The sequence below is a fragment of the Bradyrhizobium sp. WSM2254 genome (genome assembly GCF_000472645.1).
Taxonomy (GTDB): domain Bacteria; phylum Pseudomonadota; class Alphaproteobacteria; order Rhizobiales; family Xanthobacteraceae; genus Bradyrhizobium; species Bradyrhizobium niftali.
This window is the reverse complement of sequence record NZ_AXAB01000019.1, coordinates 105,652-122,234: the sequence shown is the minus strand read 5'-3', so window position 1 is coordinate 122,234 and position 16,583 is coordinate 105,652. Positions and strand designations below refer to the sequence as shown.

Sequence of the window (16,583 nt, the reverse complement as noted above, 5' to 3'; positions counted from 1 at the left end):
GGATGCCAATTGCTCGCACATCGCGCCTTTTCTCTTCCGCCACAATAGGGTAGCAGGCGTATTTCGCCGCACTATCGCACGGAAAGCCAGCAGGTTTCCCCTGTTTGGGCCTTCTTTTCGAAATCTTCGGCCTGTCTTGCAACGTAATTCGGCAGGGAAAGCTCCGGCTTGCAGCTACCCTCTCGGTGTTGGGCAAACTGCGCAGTAGAGTGAGGCGCCGTGAATGCTCAAGAAGGTCTTGCGAGGCTAGTCGCTTTTCCCGGCGTCGTCGACACGCCAACCTAGGCAGAGGCGTACACCGATGGCATTTTTGTTCAAGTCAGATGCTGCGAGGGCGGCAATCTTCCGCCAGGTCTTTGCGCGCGAGCTCCCCGACCTGGAATTTCATCATTGCAGCGAGAGTTTCGACCCGGAAAAGGTGCGGTACCTGCTGATGTGGAGCGCGCCCGACGACCTCTCGCGCTTTCGTAATCTGGAAGTCCTCTTTTCCATCGGCGCCGGGGTTGATCAGTTCAGGCCGGAAACCATACCTGACCATGTAAAGCTCGTGCGCATGGTCGAGGATGGCATCATACGTATGATGCAGGAATACGTCGTCCTCGGGGTGCTGACGCTGCATCGCGAGATGCTGGCCTATCGGGAGCAGCAGAGAAGGGGCGTTTGGCAAGCGCTGGCAACGTCCCAGGCGCCTGATCGGCGTGTCGGCTTCCTCGGCGTTGGCATGCTGGCGCAAGCCGCGATCGACCGCTTGAAACCGTTTCGATTTCCCCTTGCAGCGTGGAGCCGAAGCAAGAAGGTGATCGAGGGCGTCGCCTGCTTTCATGGCGACGACCAGCTTGGCGACTTCCTGCGAGGAACGGATATCCTCGTCTGTCTTCTCCCCCTGACGGAGCAAACGAGCGGCATCCTGAACGCAAGGCTCTTCTCGCTTTTGCCAGCGGGAGCGAGGCTACTGCACGTCGGCCGCGGCCCGCAGCTTGACCAGGGCGCACTCATCGAGGCGCTGGACAGCGGGCAGCTGGCAGCCGCCATGCTTGACGTCACCGATCCCGAGCCGCTGCCGGAAAGCCATCCACTCTGGTCCCATCCGAAGGTGATCATCACGCCGCATATCGCGTCCGTGACGCAACCGCACACGGCAGCACGATCCGTCATCGAGAACATCCGGCGGCACCGCGCTGGACGAAATCCGATCGGCCTTGTCGATCGAACACTCGGCTACTAACAGGAAAAGCGCCATGTCACTTCTGGTCACCATCGACACCAATCCGGACTTCGCACCGAAGAACGCATTGCCTGCTCCGGAACGGCTCATCTCCGGCAATCCGTCCTTCAAGACCTGGGCCCAGGACGCCTCGAAAGGCGAGAAGGTGCTGACCGGCGTCTGGGAAGCAACGCCTGGCGAGACCCATTCCATCAAGGGCACCACCTTCGAGTTCTGCCACATTCTCTCGGGCCTCATCGAAATCGAGGAAAAGGGTGGCGAGACCAGGAGGTACCGCGCCGGCGACAGCTTTGTGATGAAACCCGGCTTTGTCGGCGTCTGGCGCACGATCGAGACCGTGCGAAAGATCTACGTCTGCCATTACGATTGAGACGATGCTGAGGGGCACTAGAGCGGCCCTCAGAATATTCGACCTCCGGCACAGCGTCTGAGCAGATTCAACGCGGCCAGACACTTCATTCTCAATGAAAAATGCTTCGTGCAGTCCTGTACTGCTCGCATGAGACGGCTTCGTCTCGCCACTCCCAAATCAGGCAGTGATGGTGAGGCCGACCCGAAGGCAAGGAGCAAGCCCATGATTGCACTAAAGGACAAGGATCTGTTTCGCCAGCAAGCGCTGATCGGCGGCACTTGGCGGGACGCGAGCACGAAAGCCAGCGTTGATGTCATTGATCCTGCCAGCCAGAAAGTGCTTGGCACCATCCCCGATATGGGCCGAGACGAGACCAGGGCAGCAATCGACGCAGCGGCCGCTGCGTTCAAGCATTGGAAGGCCAAAGCTCATGCAGAGCGTGCCGCGCTGCTGGAGCGCTGGTATGAGCTCATGCGGCGCCATGAGCGGGATTTGGCTCTTCTGCTCACGCTGGAACAGGGCAAGCCGCTTGCTGAATCGCTCGGAGAGATCCGTTATGGGGCATCCTTCGTCAAATGGTTTGCCGAAGAGGCCCGCCGCATCAACGGATCGACAATCCCGGCGCCCAGCGCCGATCGCCGCATTCTGGTGCTGAAGGAACCGGTCGGGGTCTGCGGGATCATCACGCCCTGGAATTTCCCAAATGCGATGATCACGCGCAAGGTGGCGCCTGCGCTTGCCGCGGGCTGCACAGTCGTCATCAAGCCATCTGAGTTTACGCCTTTTTCGGCTCTCGCCATCGCTGTTCTGGCTGAGCGGGCCGGAATCCCGGCGGGCGTGATCAACATAGTGACGGGCATGCCGGTGGAAATTGGCGCGGAGTTGATGGCCAACGAAACCGTCCGTAAGATCTCGTTCACCGGATCGACGCGCGTCGGCGCGTTGCTGATGAAGGGTGCCGCCGACAATATCAAGAGGCTCAGCCTCGAGCTCGGCGGCAACGCGCCGTTCATCGTTTTTGACGATGCCGATATCGACCGGGCGGTCGAGGGAGCGATTGCATCAAAATTCCGCAATGGCGGGCAAACGTGCGTCTGCTGCAACCGCATTCTCGTTCAATCCGGCATATACGACGCCTTCGCCCAGAAGCTTGCCAGCCGGGTCGCAAAAATGAAGGTCGGTCCCGGTACGGAAGAAGGGGTCGCAATCGGGCCGATGATCAACGGCGCAGCGATCGAGAAGATCAAGCGGCACGTCGTGGACGCACTGAACAAGGGCGCAAAGATCATCTCGGAGAGTGAAGCGGTGCCGGAAGGGCGGCAATATGCCCGCCCTGTCGTGCTCGGCGGCGCAACCACTGAGATGCTGTTGGCTTCAGAAGAGACCTTCGGTCCGGTCGCGCCGCTTTTCCGCTTTGAGACCGAGGACGAGGCAATTGCGATCGCCAACGGCACGCCTTTCGGCCTTGCCGCCTATTTCTACACGGAAAACCTCAAGCGTTCATGGCGTGTTGCCGAGGCGCTGGAATTCGGCATGGTCGGCCTGAACACCGGCCTGATCTCGACCGAGGTGGCGCCGTTCGGTGGCGTCAAGCAGTCGGGCCTCGGACGCGAGGGATCCCAGCTCGGGATAGAAGAATATCTCGAGATCAAGGCGCTGCATGTCGGCGGGCTGGACTGAAAGCTTATCGGATCAGTATCTGAACAAGAAAAGGGGGCGGCTGAACCGCCCCCTTTTTCCTTCACAGCACACCGATCTCGATTGAAGCTTTTGAAGAACTGAAGCGCAACGAGTGGGCCCGAGGGAACTGCGCTCACGCGCTCTTGCGCAGAGGCTCCAGGCCGACGGCCGCCGCAAGCCCGTCGATGCCGGCGACCTCGGTGTATTCATAGAAGGGGTTCGCGGGCTCGTGACCGCGGTTCACCCAGACCTTGCTCTTGATGCCGAGGTCGTAGGCGGTCATCAGGTCGTAGCGGAAGGAGGAGGAGACGTGGGTGATATCCTCCGGGCCGCAACCCAGCTTGTCGAGCATATACTCGAAGCCCTTCATGTGTGGCTTGTAAGCGCCGGTCTCCTCCGCGGTGATGACCATGTGGAAGGGAGCGCCAAGCTTCTCCACATTCGACATGATGAGGTTCTTCATGGAGTTCGACAGGATGACCAGCGGAATCTCCCTGGCAACTTTGGCGAGACCTGCCGGGACATCGGGATGTGGACCCCATGTGTGGATCTCGTCATTGATGCGCTGGGCATGCTCCGGCCGAAATACGATGCCGTTGCGCTTGCACGAGCGCTCCAGCGCATTGTGCACGACCTCGAAGTACGGCTTCCACGCGCCGAGAACCTCGTCCAGGCGATAGGCAGAAAAGTCCTTGATCAGCTTTGCCATAGCCGTCGCCGAGAGCTCAGAGCCATAGACCCTCCTTGCTGCGCCGGCCATGTCGAAATTGGTCAGCGTGCCGTAACAGTCGAAGGTGATGTACTTGGGTCTAAACGTTGCCATGGCTCGATCCTTTTGGTCCTCACGCACCGCGTTCCGGTACGACAGGGATCATAGCGGGCAGACGACCGGATAAAGCACCGCTGTCGCGGCGACCGGGAGCAGATTGTGTCGTATCGGATCGGAGCTGTGGCAGAGAGTTTTGTGAAAGGGCGCCTCCGAGTTGTGCGCCAATGCCTTGCGCAGCCCGATGCCCGCATAAGATGCGGCGCCGGTCGTCAATGATAGTCAAAATGCTCTTCGTTCATGTTCAGCCCGGGAGCAACTGCCGTCCTGGGCGTCTTACGTTGAGCTCCGAAGACATCGTGGTGGCCGCACAAGCATTGCGGTTGAGCTGGAGGACGACATGTTGAGCAACTCGCTGATTGAACTCGATCGCGCGCATCTGATTCACCCGGTCTCATCCTATCGCAGCCACGAGGCGACGGGCGTCCGTGTGCTGAAGTCAGGGAAGGGCGCGACGCTGACCGATGTCTCGGGACGTCAATTGCTGGACGGTTTTGCGGGTCTGTGGTGTGTCAATGCCGGCTACGGACAGGACAGCATCGTCGAAGCGGCTTTGAGGCAGCTCCGCGAACTGCCTTATGCGACGGGCTATTTCGGATTGGGCTCCGACCCGGCCATTCGGCTTGCCGCCAGGCTGGCCGAATTGGCGCCGGGCGATCTGAACCATGTCTATTTCACCTTGGGCGGCTCCGATGCCGTCGACAGCACGATCCGGTTCATCCGGTACTATTATCACGCCAAGGGTAGGCCGCAGAAGGACCAGTTCATTTCCGTCGAGTCTGGCTACCATGGATCGTCGACGGCAGGGTCCGGCCTGACTGCGCTACCGGCCTTTCATGCGGGCTTTGGAGTGCCCTACAGCTGGCAGCACAAGATCCCGTCGCACTACGCCTATCGCAATCCCGTCGGTTCGCATCCCCAGGCGATCATTGCGGCATCGGTCGCAGCTCTGCGGGCCAAGATCGCCGAGCTCGGCGCCGAACGCGTCGCCGCCTTCTACGTCGAACCGATACAGGGGTCCGGAGGCGTCCTCGTTCCGCCGCCGTCTTGGCTGAAAGCGATGCACGCTGTTTGCAAGGAGCACGATGTTTTGTTCGTTGCCGATGAGGTCATCACCGGTTTCGGTCGTGTCGGTCCGCTGTTCGCCTGTGAAGACGACGACGTCGTGCCGGATCTTATGACCACGGCAAAAGGCCTGACTTCGGGCTATGTGCCGATGGGGGCCGTTCTGATGTCCGACCGCGTCTACAACACCATTGCAGACGGCGCCGGCAGGGCGGCCGTCGGCCACGGCTACACCTATTCCGCACATCCCGTCAGCGCAGCTGTCGGGCTCGCGTGCCTGGACCTTTACGAAAACGGCCTGCTGGAAAACGGCCGAAAGGCAGGGCATCGTCTGATGGAGGGGCTTCGCGCGCTTGCTGATCATCCGCTTGTTGGCGATGTCAGGGGTCGCGGTATGCTGGCTGCAATCGAGCTCGTGACCGACAAAGAGCGCAAGACGCCCCTGCCAGTGGAAGCCGACGCGGGGCGCCGCATTTTCGACCGCGCTTGGGACAACGGTCTCCTCATCCGCGCGTTCGCGCAAGGCGTGCTGGGCTATGCGCCACCGCTGTGCTGCACGGATGCTGATATCGACGGTATCATCGAGCGGACCAGGACAACGCTCGACCAGACGCTCGAAGACGAGGACGTCCGCGCGGCCATGAAGGGATAAGGACCCAGCCTGTCCTCTAGCCGTTGAATATGCTTTCGAGCGGCAAATGGGACTTCACGATTGGCGATTTCAGCACGACGAAACTGAAGTATTTGTCGATACCGATATCCATCTCGACCAGGCGCTCCATCACCGCCTGGTATTCGCTGATCCCCGCCGTGATGAACTTGACGAGATAGTCGTACCCGCCCGAAACGAGATGGCACTCGACGACGGAATCGATCTTTTCGATGGTCGTGAGAAAGCGCGCGAAATCGATCTGCCGGTGATTCTTCAGGGTGATTTCGGCGAAGACGGTCAGAGTTTGTCCGAGCTTGGCAACATCGATCTGGGCGGAATAGCCGGTGATGAAACCTTCGGTCTGGAGCCTCTTGACGCGCATCAGGCACGGGCTCGGGGAAAGGTTGATCAGCTCTGCGAGCTCGACGTTGGAAATCCGCCCGTTCTTCTGCAGTTCGCATAAAATCCTGATGTCGATCTTATCGAGCTTCATCGCAATGCCATGAGATGGGGCCGACAACGGCGTCAGGGGTTCGAGGCTTCAGCGTCATATGCATTGTCATAACACCAACCAGCATTTTTTCCCATCGGGGGTGAAAACCGGACTCTAGAACTCGCTGACCTTGCCCCAGGCGCTCATTTTGAGGCGCTCCGGCCTGTAGGGGCGCGGGTCGACGATCGGCGCACGACCGGTGATGATGTCGGCGATCATATGCCCTGCGCCCGGGCCAATGCCAAAACCGTGGCCGCTGAACCCTGCGGCCAGGATGAAACCTGGAATCGACTGAACTTCGCCGATTGCGGGGATGCCGTCCGGCGTGCTGTCGATGTAGCCGGCCCAGACGTTTGAGATTGCGACGTGCCGGAGTTCCGGCACCAGCTTACAGGCTCGTCGATGCGTCAGCCGAATCTGTCTCATGTCAGGGCGAGGATCAAGCGTCCGGTTCAACTCCATCGGCGTCACCTCATCGAGCCCCCATTTCGCCAGGGATTCATGGCCCTGCCGCAGGCCCTCGAAAGCCCCAGGGCTAAGACTTCGCCACCGGCGGGCGAACATGGGCAGGAATTCGCGGCCGAACCTGAACTGCTGCGGCGTCGGATCGACCCGCGCACGCCCGCTGATTGCCAGCGTGTATCCGCCATTGCCACGCCGGGTGAGCGACACCAGTCCGGCGTACAGGGCACCAGGTAGCCCCGCTGCGCCGGGGGCCAGGGCGAGAATGGAAGAGCGCACGGATGCTTGTGGAAAGCGAATTCCCAGCTGGTTACAGAACGAAGAGGCCCATGCGCCTCCTGCCATGACCACCGTCTTTGTCCGGATCGTGCCGGCTTCGGTCACCACTCCGCTGACCCGGCCGCCACTGAGCTCTACGCCGCGCGCCGCGCATTGCTGGTGCACCGTCCCACCGGCCGCCATGATCGCACGCGCGGCGATGGGCACAGCCTTTGAGGTATCTGCCGTCCCGTCGGTGGGAGAGAAGACGCCGCCTTTCCACTTGCGGCCGGTGACCTTGCCTCGCTCGTTGGCTTCTTCGGCACTCAACATGTGCGTCGTAACGCCCACCGTTCTGGCGAAATCTCGCCACTTGGCCCAGCCGGCCAGCTCACTTTCGTCGTTCGACAAATACAACAGGCCGCAGCGGCGGAAGCCCGTATCTTCGCCCGTCTCTCGGGCGACTTGCTCCCACAGATCGAGGCTCTTGGTTGCGATCGGCAACTCGCGCGCGTCGCGGTTCTGCTGGCGGCACCATCCCCAGTTGCGGCTGGATTGCTCGGCGGCGACGCGGCCCTTCTCGAGCAAGGCGACCTTGAGGCCGCGGCGGGCGAGGTAATAGCTCGTGAACACGCCCACGACCCCGCCGCCGATGACGACCACGTCTGCCTCTCGAGGCAGCGAGGGGCTGGATTCGATGTGCATGAGTGGCGCGTTCATGGGGGCGGAGACTCCGATGCTCGCCGTATCGTATCCGAGCTGTTGCGGCACGCACGTTGCGGACTTTCGTGGTTGCGCGGAATATCCTGCGGTTTGCGGCTTGTGGTGCAGGCGGTTATTGCGAAGATATCTCGATCGTACGCGATCCCGTCGGCGCGAAACTGAGGATAATCTCTGCACTCGGATCCGCCTTTTCGTGGCTTGGAGGCAAACCTCAGCCGAACATGCGCGCCGGCAGCCGCAGACCGAAATGCCAAATCGGGCTTCGTTTTTAGAACTTCATGCTGCCTACCCCTCGCGTTTCGGCGACTCCGGGATGATTGAAGCGGCCAGACTTGTGAGTACCGGATCAATGTCGATCAACGGGCAGAAATTCAAAAGGTGACGCGCGATGTGCCTTGTCTGGGAGGAGACCTTCGCCGAAGCGATCGAGCTGGGCGCCAATGGCAGCCTCCCGGACCTCGATTCATTGTTCGAGCGGTCCATTCGACTGATCGTCGGCACTCTGCGACGCCTTTGCCTATAGAGCAGCCACCTCTGAATCATGTCGTATTCACCGCGCGGAGAATGGCAGAATGAGCGACGAGTTGTTGACCTGTCCGAGCGTAGTGGCGGCAAAAGAGGCCGAAGAGCCGATCCGCAACGGGATCATGGGATGCGCTCGAAAGGGGAGAATGTTCAGATGATCTCTGCCCCGCAGCCTTTAGCCTCGGAAGATGTGGCACTCGCGGTCCGCGATCTGACTGTGAGCTTGCCGGCGGGCATGGAGCGGGCGCACGCGGTCGAGAACGTCTCCTTTGAACTGAAGCGCGGGCAGATCCTCTGCATCATTGGGGAATCCGGTTCTGGCAAGTCTGTCACGGCCAACGCGATCATGGGGCTCTTGCCCAAATCGATCCGCGTGTCTTGGGGAGCAATCCATCTGGAAGGCATGGACCTCGTAGGACTCTCGCCAGAGAGTCTGCGAGACCTCCGTGGCCGTGTCGTCTCCATGATCTTCCAGGACCCGCTATCCGCGCTCAATCCGCTGATGACAGTCGGCGCGCAGATCGAAGAAGTGATGGCGGCGCACCGGATCGGAACGCCGAAATCCCGCCGTAGCCGCGCCATAGAATTGCTGACGGAGGTAGGCCTGCCCGATCCGCCGCTGATGTATCATCAATATCCGTTCCGGCTCTCGGGCGGGCAGCGACAGCGGGTGATGATCGCCATGGCTCTGGCTCTCGAGCCCGCGATCCTGATCGCTGACGAGCCGACCACCGCACTCGACGTGACGACCCAGGCGCAAATCCTGCAACTGATCCGCGACATTCAACGCCGCAAGGGAATGAGCGTGATGTTCATTACCCATGACTTCGGAGTCGTGGCTGAGATTGCCGATTCCGTTGTGGTGATGGAGAAGGGTCACTGCGTGGAGCAGGGGAGCGCCGAGCAGGTGCTGAAGTCCCCGAGCCATCTCTACACGCGCCGTCTGATCGCGGCCGTGCCGCATCTGACGGGTAAGGACCGCGTTCCGGCGGAAGCTGCGGCTTCGTCTTCCATCCTGAAGGTCGAATGTCTGGTCAAGACCTATCGCAGCGGCAGTGCGCTGTTCGGCAAGCAGCGGATCGTGCCCGCGGTTAACGGCGTGTCGTTCGACCTTTCGCCGGGACGCACCCTGGGCGTGGTTGGAGAAAGCGGCTCCGGCAAATCCTCGCTCGGGCGATTGTTGATCAAGCTCCTCGACAGTGACAGCGGCTCTATCCTGTTCGAGGGAGGCGACGTTGCCCGGCTATCCGAAGCCCAGTTTCGGCCGCTTCGGCCAAAGATCCAGATGATTTTCCAGGATCCATTTGCCTCGCTCAATCCGCGATCAACGGTCGGGCAAATACTGACGGTTGGTCCGATCGCGCATGGAGTGCCGCGCAAGGACGCATGTGAGCAGGCACGAGAGCTTCTGGCCCATGTCGGCCTGGATGCGGGAACCTTCGATCGTTATCCCCACGAGTTCTCGGGCGGCCAACGTCAGCGCATCGGAATCGCTCGGGCGCTGATGTTCAAGCCGAAGCTGCTGATCGCTGACGAGGCCGTTTCAGCGCTCGACGTATCGATCCAGGCGCAGATCTTGAAGCTGTTGGACCAGATCCAGCGGGAGACCGGCGTATCGATGATCTTCATCACGCACGATCTGCGCGTGGCCAGCCAGATCTGCGATGAAATCGCGGTCATGCATCGAGGGCAGATCGTCGAGCATGGGCCGCCGTCGCAGATCTTCCTGAGCCCGATATCCGCCTACACACGGGAACTGGTCGCTGCCATCCCCGGCGAGCAGCAAAGCAGCGCCCGCGCCATCGGAAGCCAATCGACATTGGCCGGACACAGCCACAAATGAGGAGGGGTCATGACTGAAGCAAAGACTGCACCGATCTATTCGCGGCGTAGCGCACTCCAGTTGATGATCGCGGGGGCAACTGGCCTCGCGGGATCAAATTTGCTGGGCCAGCCTGCCTTCGCACGTACTACTACGGCGAAACCGACCGGCCGCGTGGTCGTCGGGCTTGGACAAGAGCCGACCGTCTTCAATCCGCTGATGGCACATATTGAAGTCGATGACGGCGTGCATTTCTCGGTCTTCGACGCGCTGTTCCGCATCGATCCTCAGGGCGTCATCCGCCCCAACCTTGCCCTGGAGGTGCCGGATCAGAAGAACGGCGGCATTTCGCAGGACGGTCTCAACTGGCGCATTCGTTTGCGTGATGATGCGCGCTGGCACGACGGCACGCCGTTCAGCTCCGAGGACGTGAAGTTCACGCTCGAGCTGATCATGAATCCCAACTTCCGCAGCTGGCGCACGGCCGGCCATGCTCTCGTGCGCGACATCACCGTGATCTCGCCGACGGAGATCTCGTGGCGGATGGAAGAGGCCTTTGCGCCGTATTTGTCCTTCCTGACCGAAACCTTCATCGTCCCCAAGCACATCCTCGGGAAGGAGTCCAATCCGAACAACGCCGCCTTCAATCAGGCGCCGGTCGGCACCGGTCCGTTCAAGTGGGGGCAGCGGGTCGCCGGCGATCATCTCGAGCTCGTGGCGAACCCCGACTATTTCGGTGAAGGCCCGCACATCGAAAAGCTGGTCTTCAAATACATTCCCGATCTCACCGTCCTCTACACCCAGTTCAAGAGCGGCGACATTGATCTCGTAGGTCAGCCTTACATCACGCCCGATCATTACGGGGAAGCCAAGACGTTGCCGAACCGCACGGTGACGCTCGTTCCAAGGACCGCGTTCGAATCCTTCTATCTGAATCTCGAGCGCCCGCAGTTCAAGGAGCTTGCCGTTCGCGAGGCGCTCTACGCGGCGATCGACAAGGAGGCGATCATTCAGGGGCTGTATTACGGGGTGCCTAGTCCGACCGAGACGTTCATGCCGAGGCAGTCCTTCTTCTTCAACCCCAATCTGCCCCTGCACCAATTTGATGTGAATCGCGCGGGCAAGATCCTCGATCAAGCCGGCTGGGCAAAAGGCGCGGACGGCATTCGTGCCAAGAACGGCGTTCGCCTGTCCTTTACCAATTCGACCACGTCGGGCGATCCCCTCCGCGAACAGGTGCAGCAGTATCTGCAGCAAACGTTTGCTCAGCTGGGGGTCGAGATGAAGATATCGAACCTGCCCGCCGCGGTGATGTGGGGCGAGTTCTGGGGGCAATCGAAATTCGATTCCGTCATCGTCGGCAGCACCTATTTGATCGGCGCAGACCCCGACGTGACCAACCGCTTGCACTCGCGGTCGATCGCCGCGAAGGGCGGCCGCGGCTCGAACAATGCACAATTTACAAACCCGGAGGTCGATGCCCTGCTCGACAAGGGCGCACGCACCTTCGATCCGGAAGCGCGGCGCGCGATCTACTTCCGGGTACAGGAACTCGTGCGTCGCGACCTGCCTTTCCTGCCGCTGTATCAGACCAATGCGGTCGAAGGCCTCAAGAAGGGGATCAACGGTTTCGTGCCGAACGGCAATACGCGCACGGAATCCTGGAATGCGCTGGCCTGGTATTGGGCGAGCTGATGTGCTGCCGGCCTAGGCCCGGGAGGCCGAGGCCGGCGCTGGAGTGATGCTGCAAAGCCAACATGGTGACTCCAATGTCCGGGTTCCTGCTCAATCGTTTCTCGCAGAGCATCGTGCTGCTGGTGATCGTCTCGATCATCGGCTTTACGGTTCTCAACCTCATGCCGGGTGGTCCTCTGGCGCAGTTCGGGCTCGATCCGGGCATGACGCAGAAGGACGTGGAGCGGCTCGCAGCGCAGCTCGGGTTGAACCGGCCGCTATGGATCCAGTATCTCGATTGGGCCTGGCGGCTGCTCCAGGGCGATTGGGGACACTCGTTCCGCGACGGCTCCTCGGTGCTGGCGGTGATTGGTCGGCACCTGCTGGCGACGCTGCTGCTCATGGGGACATCCACCGCATTTGCGATCGCGGTCGGTGCCTGGATCGGAATCCGAGGCGCCACCCACCGCTATTCCCTGTTTGACTACTGCGCGACCGTCGGCGCCATGGTCGCCTTGTCGGTCCCGACTTTCTGGTTCGGTCTCATCGGCATCTATATCTTCACCCTGAAGCTCGGGTGGGTTCCTGCAGGCAACATGTACACGATCGGCGACGGCTCGGTGCTGGACTATCTGCACCACCTGATTTTGCCGAGCCTGGTGCTGTCGCTGGTTCATGTCGCGGTCTGGAGCCGCTACATGCGGACGGCGACACTGGATGCGCTAAGTCAGGATTTCGTCAAGACCGCGCGCGCCAAGGGCGTCAGCGAGCGCCGCATCCTGCTGAAGCATGTCGTCGGCAACGCATTGCTACCGATGATCACGCTGGCAGGAATGCAGCTGCCCAGCATTCTGACCGGCGCATTGGTTACGGAGACGATCTTTACGTGGCCCGGAATGGGCCGGCTGTTTCTCGATAGTCTCGGTTACAGTGACTATCCGGTCGTGATGGGGCTGTTGATCTTCTCGGCCATCCTGGTCGTGCTGGGCAATCTGATCGCAGACATCGTGATCGCCACCGTCGATCCGCGCATTCGCCTGGCCTGAGCCTGCGGACTCACGACAGACTAGAGGAGCTAGCAGATATGACCGCCATCGTAGCCGACGCAGCTCCGACCCGCTGGTGGCACAGCCGCGCGGTCTATCGCTTCATGCGACATCATCTGGCGCTCATCGGGATCGCGATGATCACCCTGCTCGTGCTGGCGTGCGCCATTGGGCCCTATGCTCTGCCCTACGACTCGCTCCACATCGACCTGCGTGCCCGCTTTGCTCCGCCGCTCACCGGTCAGCATTACCTCGGCACGGATCCGTTGGGGCGTGATCTGGCTGTGCGGCTGTTGATGGCCGGGCGGGTTTCGCTGCTGGTGGGATTCTCGGCGATGTTGCTGTCAACACTCATCGGAACACTCGTCGGCGTGACGGCCGGCTATCGCGGCGGCTGGGTCGGGGCGGCGCTGATGCGCATGGTGGACGGCTTCCTCTCTTATCCCTCGATCTTCCTCGTGCTGGCGCTGGCCGCGACGCTGCGGCCGAGTCCGGTGATGATTACCGTGATCATTGCCGTCACGAGCTGGATGGAGACTGCGCGCATCGTCGAGGCCGAGGTCCGCTCGCTGCGCGAGCGCGAGTTTGTCCAGGCGGCGCGTATGGTGGGACTGAGCCGAGGGCATATCATGTTCCGCGAGGTCCTGCCCAATGCGATGGGCCCGATCATCGTCGCCGCAAGCCTCGCGGTCGCCCGCGCGATCCTTCTTGAAGCCTATATCAGCTTCCTGGGCTACGGCATCCAGCCGCCGCTGCCGAGCTGGGGCAACATGCTCAATGGCGCGCAGCAATATCTGGCGAGCGCTCCGTGGCTTGCGATCATTCCCGGTGCCGCGATCACGATCGCCGTGACGAGCTTCAACTTCATCGGCGATGGCTTGCGAGATGCCCTCGACGTGCGAAACGACAATTTTTGATCAATGTGAACCAAGCCGCGGCTGAACATAGATGTCATAAGAGAAGCAAACGCCATGCATGCGCCGAGAGTTGACGAGAAGGCGACGCCCTATTGGTGGGAGGCCGCCCCGCTCAAACCGCTGCCTCGACAGCCACTGTCCAAGAAACTCGACGTGCTGATCGTGGGCGCGGGCTATGCCGGACTCTCGGCTGGTCTGGTGCTGGCGCGCGGAGGACGCTCCGTCGCGGCGTTCGATGCAATGGATCCGGGAGAGGGAGCTTCTACGCGCAACGGCGGCATCACCAGCGGATCCATTCGGCCGGATTTCGCGACGCTTACGCGGCGGTTCGGGGAGGACCGGGCGCTGGCGATCGAGGCCGAAGGCAAGAGCGCGCGCGAATTCCTGTACGATTTCATCAAGACGGAAGGACTTGCCTGCGACTTCCAGCCGGTGGGACAGTTCAAGGGGGCATTCGGCTATGAACAATACGAATCCATGGCGCGGACCGCGGAGAGGCTCGCGAAGAGGCTGGGGATCGAGGCTTACACAGTGCCCTATGCCGAGCAGCGAAAGTACATCGGCACGGATGTCTATCGCGGCGGCACGGTTCGGATGGACATCGGCGGACTGCATCCGGCCAAATTCCACGCCGAGCTCCTGCGGGTCGCGCTCGCTTCCGGATTGACAGTCCACGCGCGCACGCCCGTGATCTCGATCGAAAGAGATAGCGCCGGATTCCGCGTCGTCACTTCGGCCGGCTCGGTGCAGGCACGTCAGGTGCTGGTCTGCACGAACGGTTATACCGATGCTGCCGTGCCCTTCCTGCGCCGCAGGCTGGTGCCGGTTCGCAGCCGGATCATTGCGACCGAGGAGCTTGCGCCCGAGGTCATGGCGCGGCTGATGCCGAAACGGATGATGATTATCGAAAATCGGGAGGTTGGCTTCTATTACCGGCCTTCGCCGGACGGCAAACGCATTCTGCTCGGTGGCCGCGACAGTTCCCGCGTCGGCGATCCCGTGGCTCCGAAGCTGCTTCTGCGCAAGGGCCTGGTCAATCTGTTTCCGGAACTGGAGAGTGTTCGCCTCTCGCACAGCTGGTTCGGCAATGTCGCAATGAACCGCGACATGATTCCCCGCATCTTCGAGAAGGACAATGTCGTCTACGCTACTGGCTTCTGCGGCTCTGGCGTGGTCTGGGCGCCATGGGTCGGTATGCACGCGGCCCACAAGCTGATGGGGCATGAGGAGCGGGCACGCACGGCCTTTGACTTCCGCCCTCCGACCTTCATCCCGTTCTATCGAGGCAATCCCTGGTTCATGCCTGCCTTCATCCAAAGCTATCGCATGCGTGATCGCATTGCGCTGTGGCGTGCCAGCCGCTGAGGGCCAGCAGCATATCGTCCAAATTAGGGGCGCCGCCGCCTCTCGAAAGAAAAGAATCGATGCACTACGTCTCCACACGCGGCCATTCGGGCCGCATGCAGTTCTCTGAGACCTTGCTTGAAGGCCTCGCCGCGGATGGCGGGCTGTACATACCCCAGACCTACCCTCGTGTGGATGACGCGACGCTGGATGCGTGGCGTACCTTGTCCTACCCGAGCCTGGCTTTCGAGGTTCTGTCGCTCTACATCAGCGATATCCCGCCCGCTGACCTGAAAGCCATTTGCGAGAGGACCTATACGCCGGAGGTCTTTGGAAGCTCGAAGATCGCGCCGCTGCGAAAGCTGGAGAACGGCCTTTACCTCCAGGGCTTGTCGAACGGTCCGACGCTGGCGTTCAAGGACATGGCCATGCAGTTGCTCGGCAATCTGCTCGAGTACGAACTGGCGCGTCGGCATGAGGAGTTGAACATTCTGGGCGCGACCAGCGGCGACACCGGCAGCGCTGCAGAATACGCCATGCGTGGCAAGAAGGGGGTGCGTGTCTTCATGCTGTCACCCCGCGCGCGGATGAGCGCATTTCAGCAAGCTCAGATGTTCAGCCTCCAGGATGACAATATCCACAACATCGCCATCGATGGTGTGTTCGATGACTGCCAGGACATCGTCAAGCGCGTGTCCGGCGATCTGGAATTCAAGCAGCGATACAAGATCGGCGCGGTGAATTCGATCAACTGGGCGAGGCTGCTGGCGCAGGTCGTCTATTACTTTTATGGGTATCTGCAGGCGACCGAGCCGCAGTCGGCGGGTGCAAGCTTTGCCGTGCCATCAGGAAACTTCGGAAACATCTGCGCCGGTCACGTCGGGCGCATGATGGGCCTTCCAATATCCCGCCTCGTCCTTGCGACCAACGAGAACGACGTGCTTGACGAGTTTTTCCGCACCGGCGTGTATCGCGTTCGAAGCCGGGCTGACACGCTTGAAACATCGAGCCCCTCGATGGATATTTCCAAGGCCTCCAATCTCGAGCGTTTCGTGTTCGACCTGCTCGGTCGCGACGCCAGTCGGACCAAACTACTGTTTGAAGATCAACTCAGGGAACGCGGGGCGTTCGATCTAAGCGGAGATCCCTACTTCGCCGACGCGGCAACGCGTTTCGGCTTTCGGAGCGGCAGGAGCACCCATGCCGATCGGCTGGCGACGATCCGTGACACGTGGGAGCGCTATGACACTATGATCGACCCCCACACTGCAGATGGTGTGACGGTCGCGCGTATGCACGGCTCCCCCGAGGAGCCGATGATCGTGCTCGAAACTGCGCTGCCAATCAAATTCGCCGCGACGATCAGGGAAGCGTTAGGCCGCGATCCGGATCGCCCGCAACGTTTCGATGGCATCGAAGATTTGCCGAAACGGGTCAGAGTCCTTCCGGCAAATGCAGAGGCGGTCAAGAACTACATCGCCGACGTCGTGCAGGGCAGCTGAACAGACGAGTCCGGACC

At 61.1% G+C, this 16,583-nt stretch carries 13 protein-coding genes; 10 read left to right on the top strand and 3 right to left on the bottom strand.

The window, feature by feature from the left end:
- The first annotated feature begins 301 nt into the window (after nucleotides 1-301).
- From A3M7_RS0114575 to A3M7_RS0114565, 3 genes are all read left to right on the top strand, one after another.
- A complete protein-coding gene (locus A3M7_RS0114575; RefSeq protein WP_027544598.1) occupies nucleotides 302-1,225 on the top strand; it encodes a glyoxylate/hydroxypyruvate reductase A in 924 nt (307 codons plus the stop codon).
- 13 nt (nucleotides 1,226-1,238) lie between these two features.
- On the top strand, nucleotides 1,239-1,595 hold the full coding sequence (locus A3M7_RS0114570; RefSeq protein ID WP_027544597.1) for a cupin domain-containing protein: 357 nt from the start codon (nucleotides 1,239-1,241) through the stop codon (nucleotides 1,593-1,595).
- A 204-nt stretch (nucleotides 1,596-1,799) separates the two neighbouring features.
- Nucleotides 1,800-3,257: an NAD-dependent succinate-semialdehyde dehydrogenase gene (locus tag A3M7_RS0114565; RefSeq protein ID WP_027544596.1), complete on the top strand. Its 1,458-nt coding sequence runs from the start codon at nucleotides 1,800-1,802 to the stop codon at nucleotides 3,255-3,257.
- A 133-nt stretch (nucleotides 3,258-3,390) separates the two neighbouring features.
- Here A3M7_RS0114565 and A3M7_RS0114560 read toward each other — a convergent pair whose 3' ends face one another.
- Nucleotides 3,391-4,080 (bottom strand): haloacid dehalogenase type II, encoded by a 690-nt coding sequence (locus A3M7_RS0114560; RefSeq protein ID WP_027544595.1) that lies wholly within the window; start codon nucleotides 4,078-4,080, stop codon nucleotides 3,391-3,393.
- A gap of 343 nt (nucleotides 4,081-4,423) precedes the next feature.
- Between A3M7_RS0114560 and A3M7_RS0114555 the strand changes: the two genes are divergently transcribed.
- Complete coding sequence (locus A3M7_RS0114555; protein ID WP_027544594.1) at nucleotides 4,424-5,800, top strand: aspartate aminotransferase family protein; 1,377 nt, start codon at nucleotides 4,424-4,426, stop codon at nucleotides 5,798-5,800.
- Nucleotides 5,801-5,816: 16 nt separating this feature from the next.
- Here A3M7_RS0114555 and A3M7_RS0114550 read toward each other — a convergent pair whose 3' ends face one another.
- Complete coding sequence (locus tag A3M7_RS0114550) at nucleotides 5,817-6,293, bottom strand: Lrp/AsnC family transcriptional regulator (protein ID WP_027544593.1); 477 nt, start codon at nucleotides 6,291-6,293, stop codon at nucleotides 5,817-5,819.
- A gap of 114 nt (nucleotides 6,294-6,407) precedes the next feature.
- Nucleotides 6,408-7,733 carry an FAD-binding oxidoreductase gene (locus A3M7_RS0114545; RefSeq protein ID WP_027544592.1) on the bottom strand — a complete coding sequence of 442 codons (1,326 nt, stop codon included), beginning with the start codon at nucleotides 7,731-7,733 and terminating at the stop codon, nucleotides 6,408-6,410.
- A gap of 682 nt (nucleotides 7,734-8,415) precedes the next feature.
- On the opposite strand from A3M7_RS0114545, the gene A3M7_RS44150 reads away from it, so the two are divergent.
- The 6 genes from A3M7_RS44150 to thrC all read left to right on the top strand — a co-directional run bounded on the left by A3M7_RS44150 (nucleotide 8,416) and on the right by thrC (nucleotide 16,566).
- The gene (locus A3M7_RS44150; RefSeq protein WP_049823410.1) at nucleotides 8,416-10,104 is read left to right on the top strand and encodes an ABC transporter ATP-binding protein; all 1,689 of its coding nucleotides are present in this window, start codon (nucleotides 8,416-8,418) and stop codon (nucleotides 10,102-10,104) included.
- A 9-nt stretch (nucleotides 10,105-10,113) separates the two neighbouring features.
- Entirely contained in the window at nucleotides 10,114-11,778 is a 1,665-nt protein-coding gene (locus tag A3M7_RS0114530; protein WP_027544591.1) for a peptide ABC transporter substrate-binding protein, read from the top strand.
- A 74-nt stretch (nucleotides 11,779-11,852) separates the two neighbouring features.
- Nucleotides 11,853-12,803 (top strand): ABC transporter permease, encoded by a 951-nt coding sequence (locus tag A3M7_RS0114525; RefSeq protein ID WP_027544590.1) that lies wholly within the window; start codon nucleotides 11,853-11,855, stop codon nucleotides 12,801-12,803.
- Nucleotides 12,804-12,841: 38 nt separating this feature from the next.
- On the top strand, nucleotides 12,842-13,720 hold the full coding sequence (locus tag A3M7_RS0114520) for an ABC transporter permease (RefSeq protein WP_027544589.1): 879 nt from the start codon (nucleotides 12,842-12,844) through the stop codon (nucleotides 13,718-13,720).
- 54 nt (nucleotides 13,721-13,774) lie between these two features.
- Nucleotides 13,775-15,085, top strand: coding sequence for an FAD-binding oxidoreductase (locus A3M7_RS0114515; RefSeq protein ID WP_027544588.1), 1,311 nt, complete (start codon nucleotides 13,775-13,777; stop codon nucleotides 15,083-15,085).
- Between the two features lie 59 nt (nucleotides 15,086-15,144).
- Nucleotides 15,145-16,566, top strand: coding sequence for a threonine synthase (thrC, locus tag A3M7_RS0114510; RefSeq protein ID WP_027544587.1), 1,422 nt, complete (start codon nucleotides 15,145-15,147; stop codon nucleotides 16,564-16,566).
- Nucleotides 16,567-16,583 lie beyond the last annotated feature (17 nt).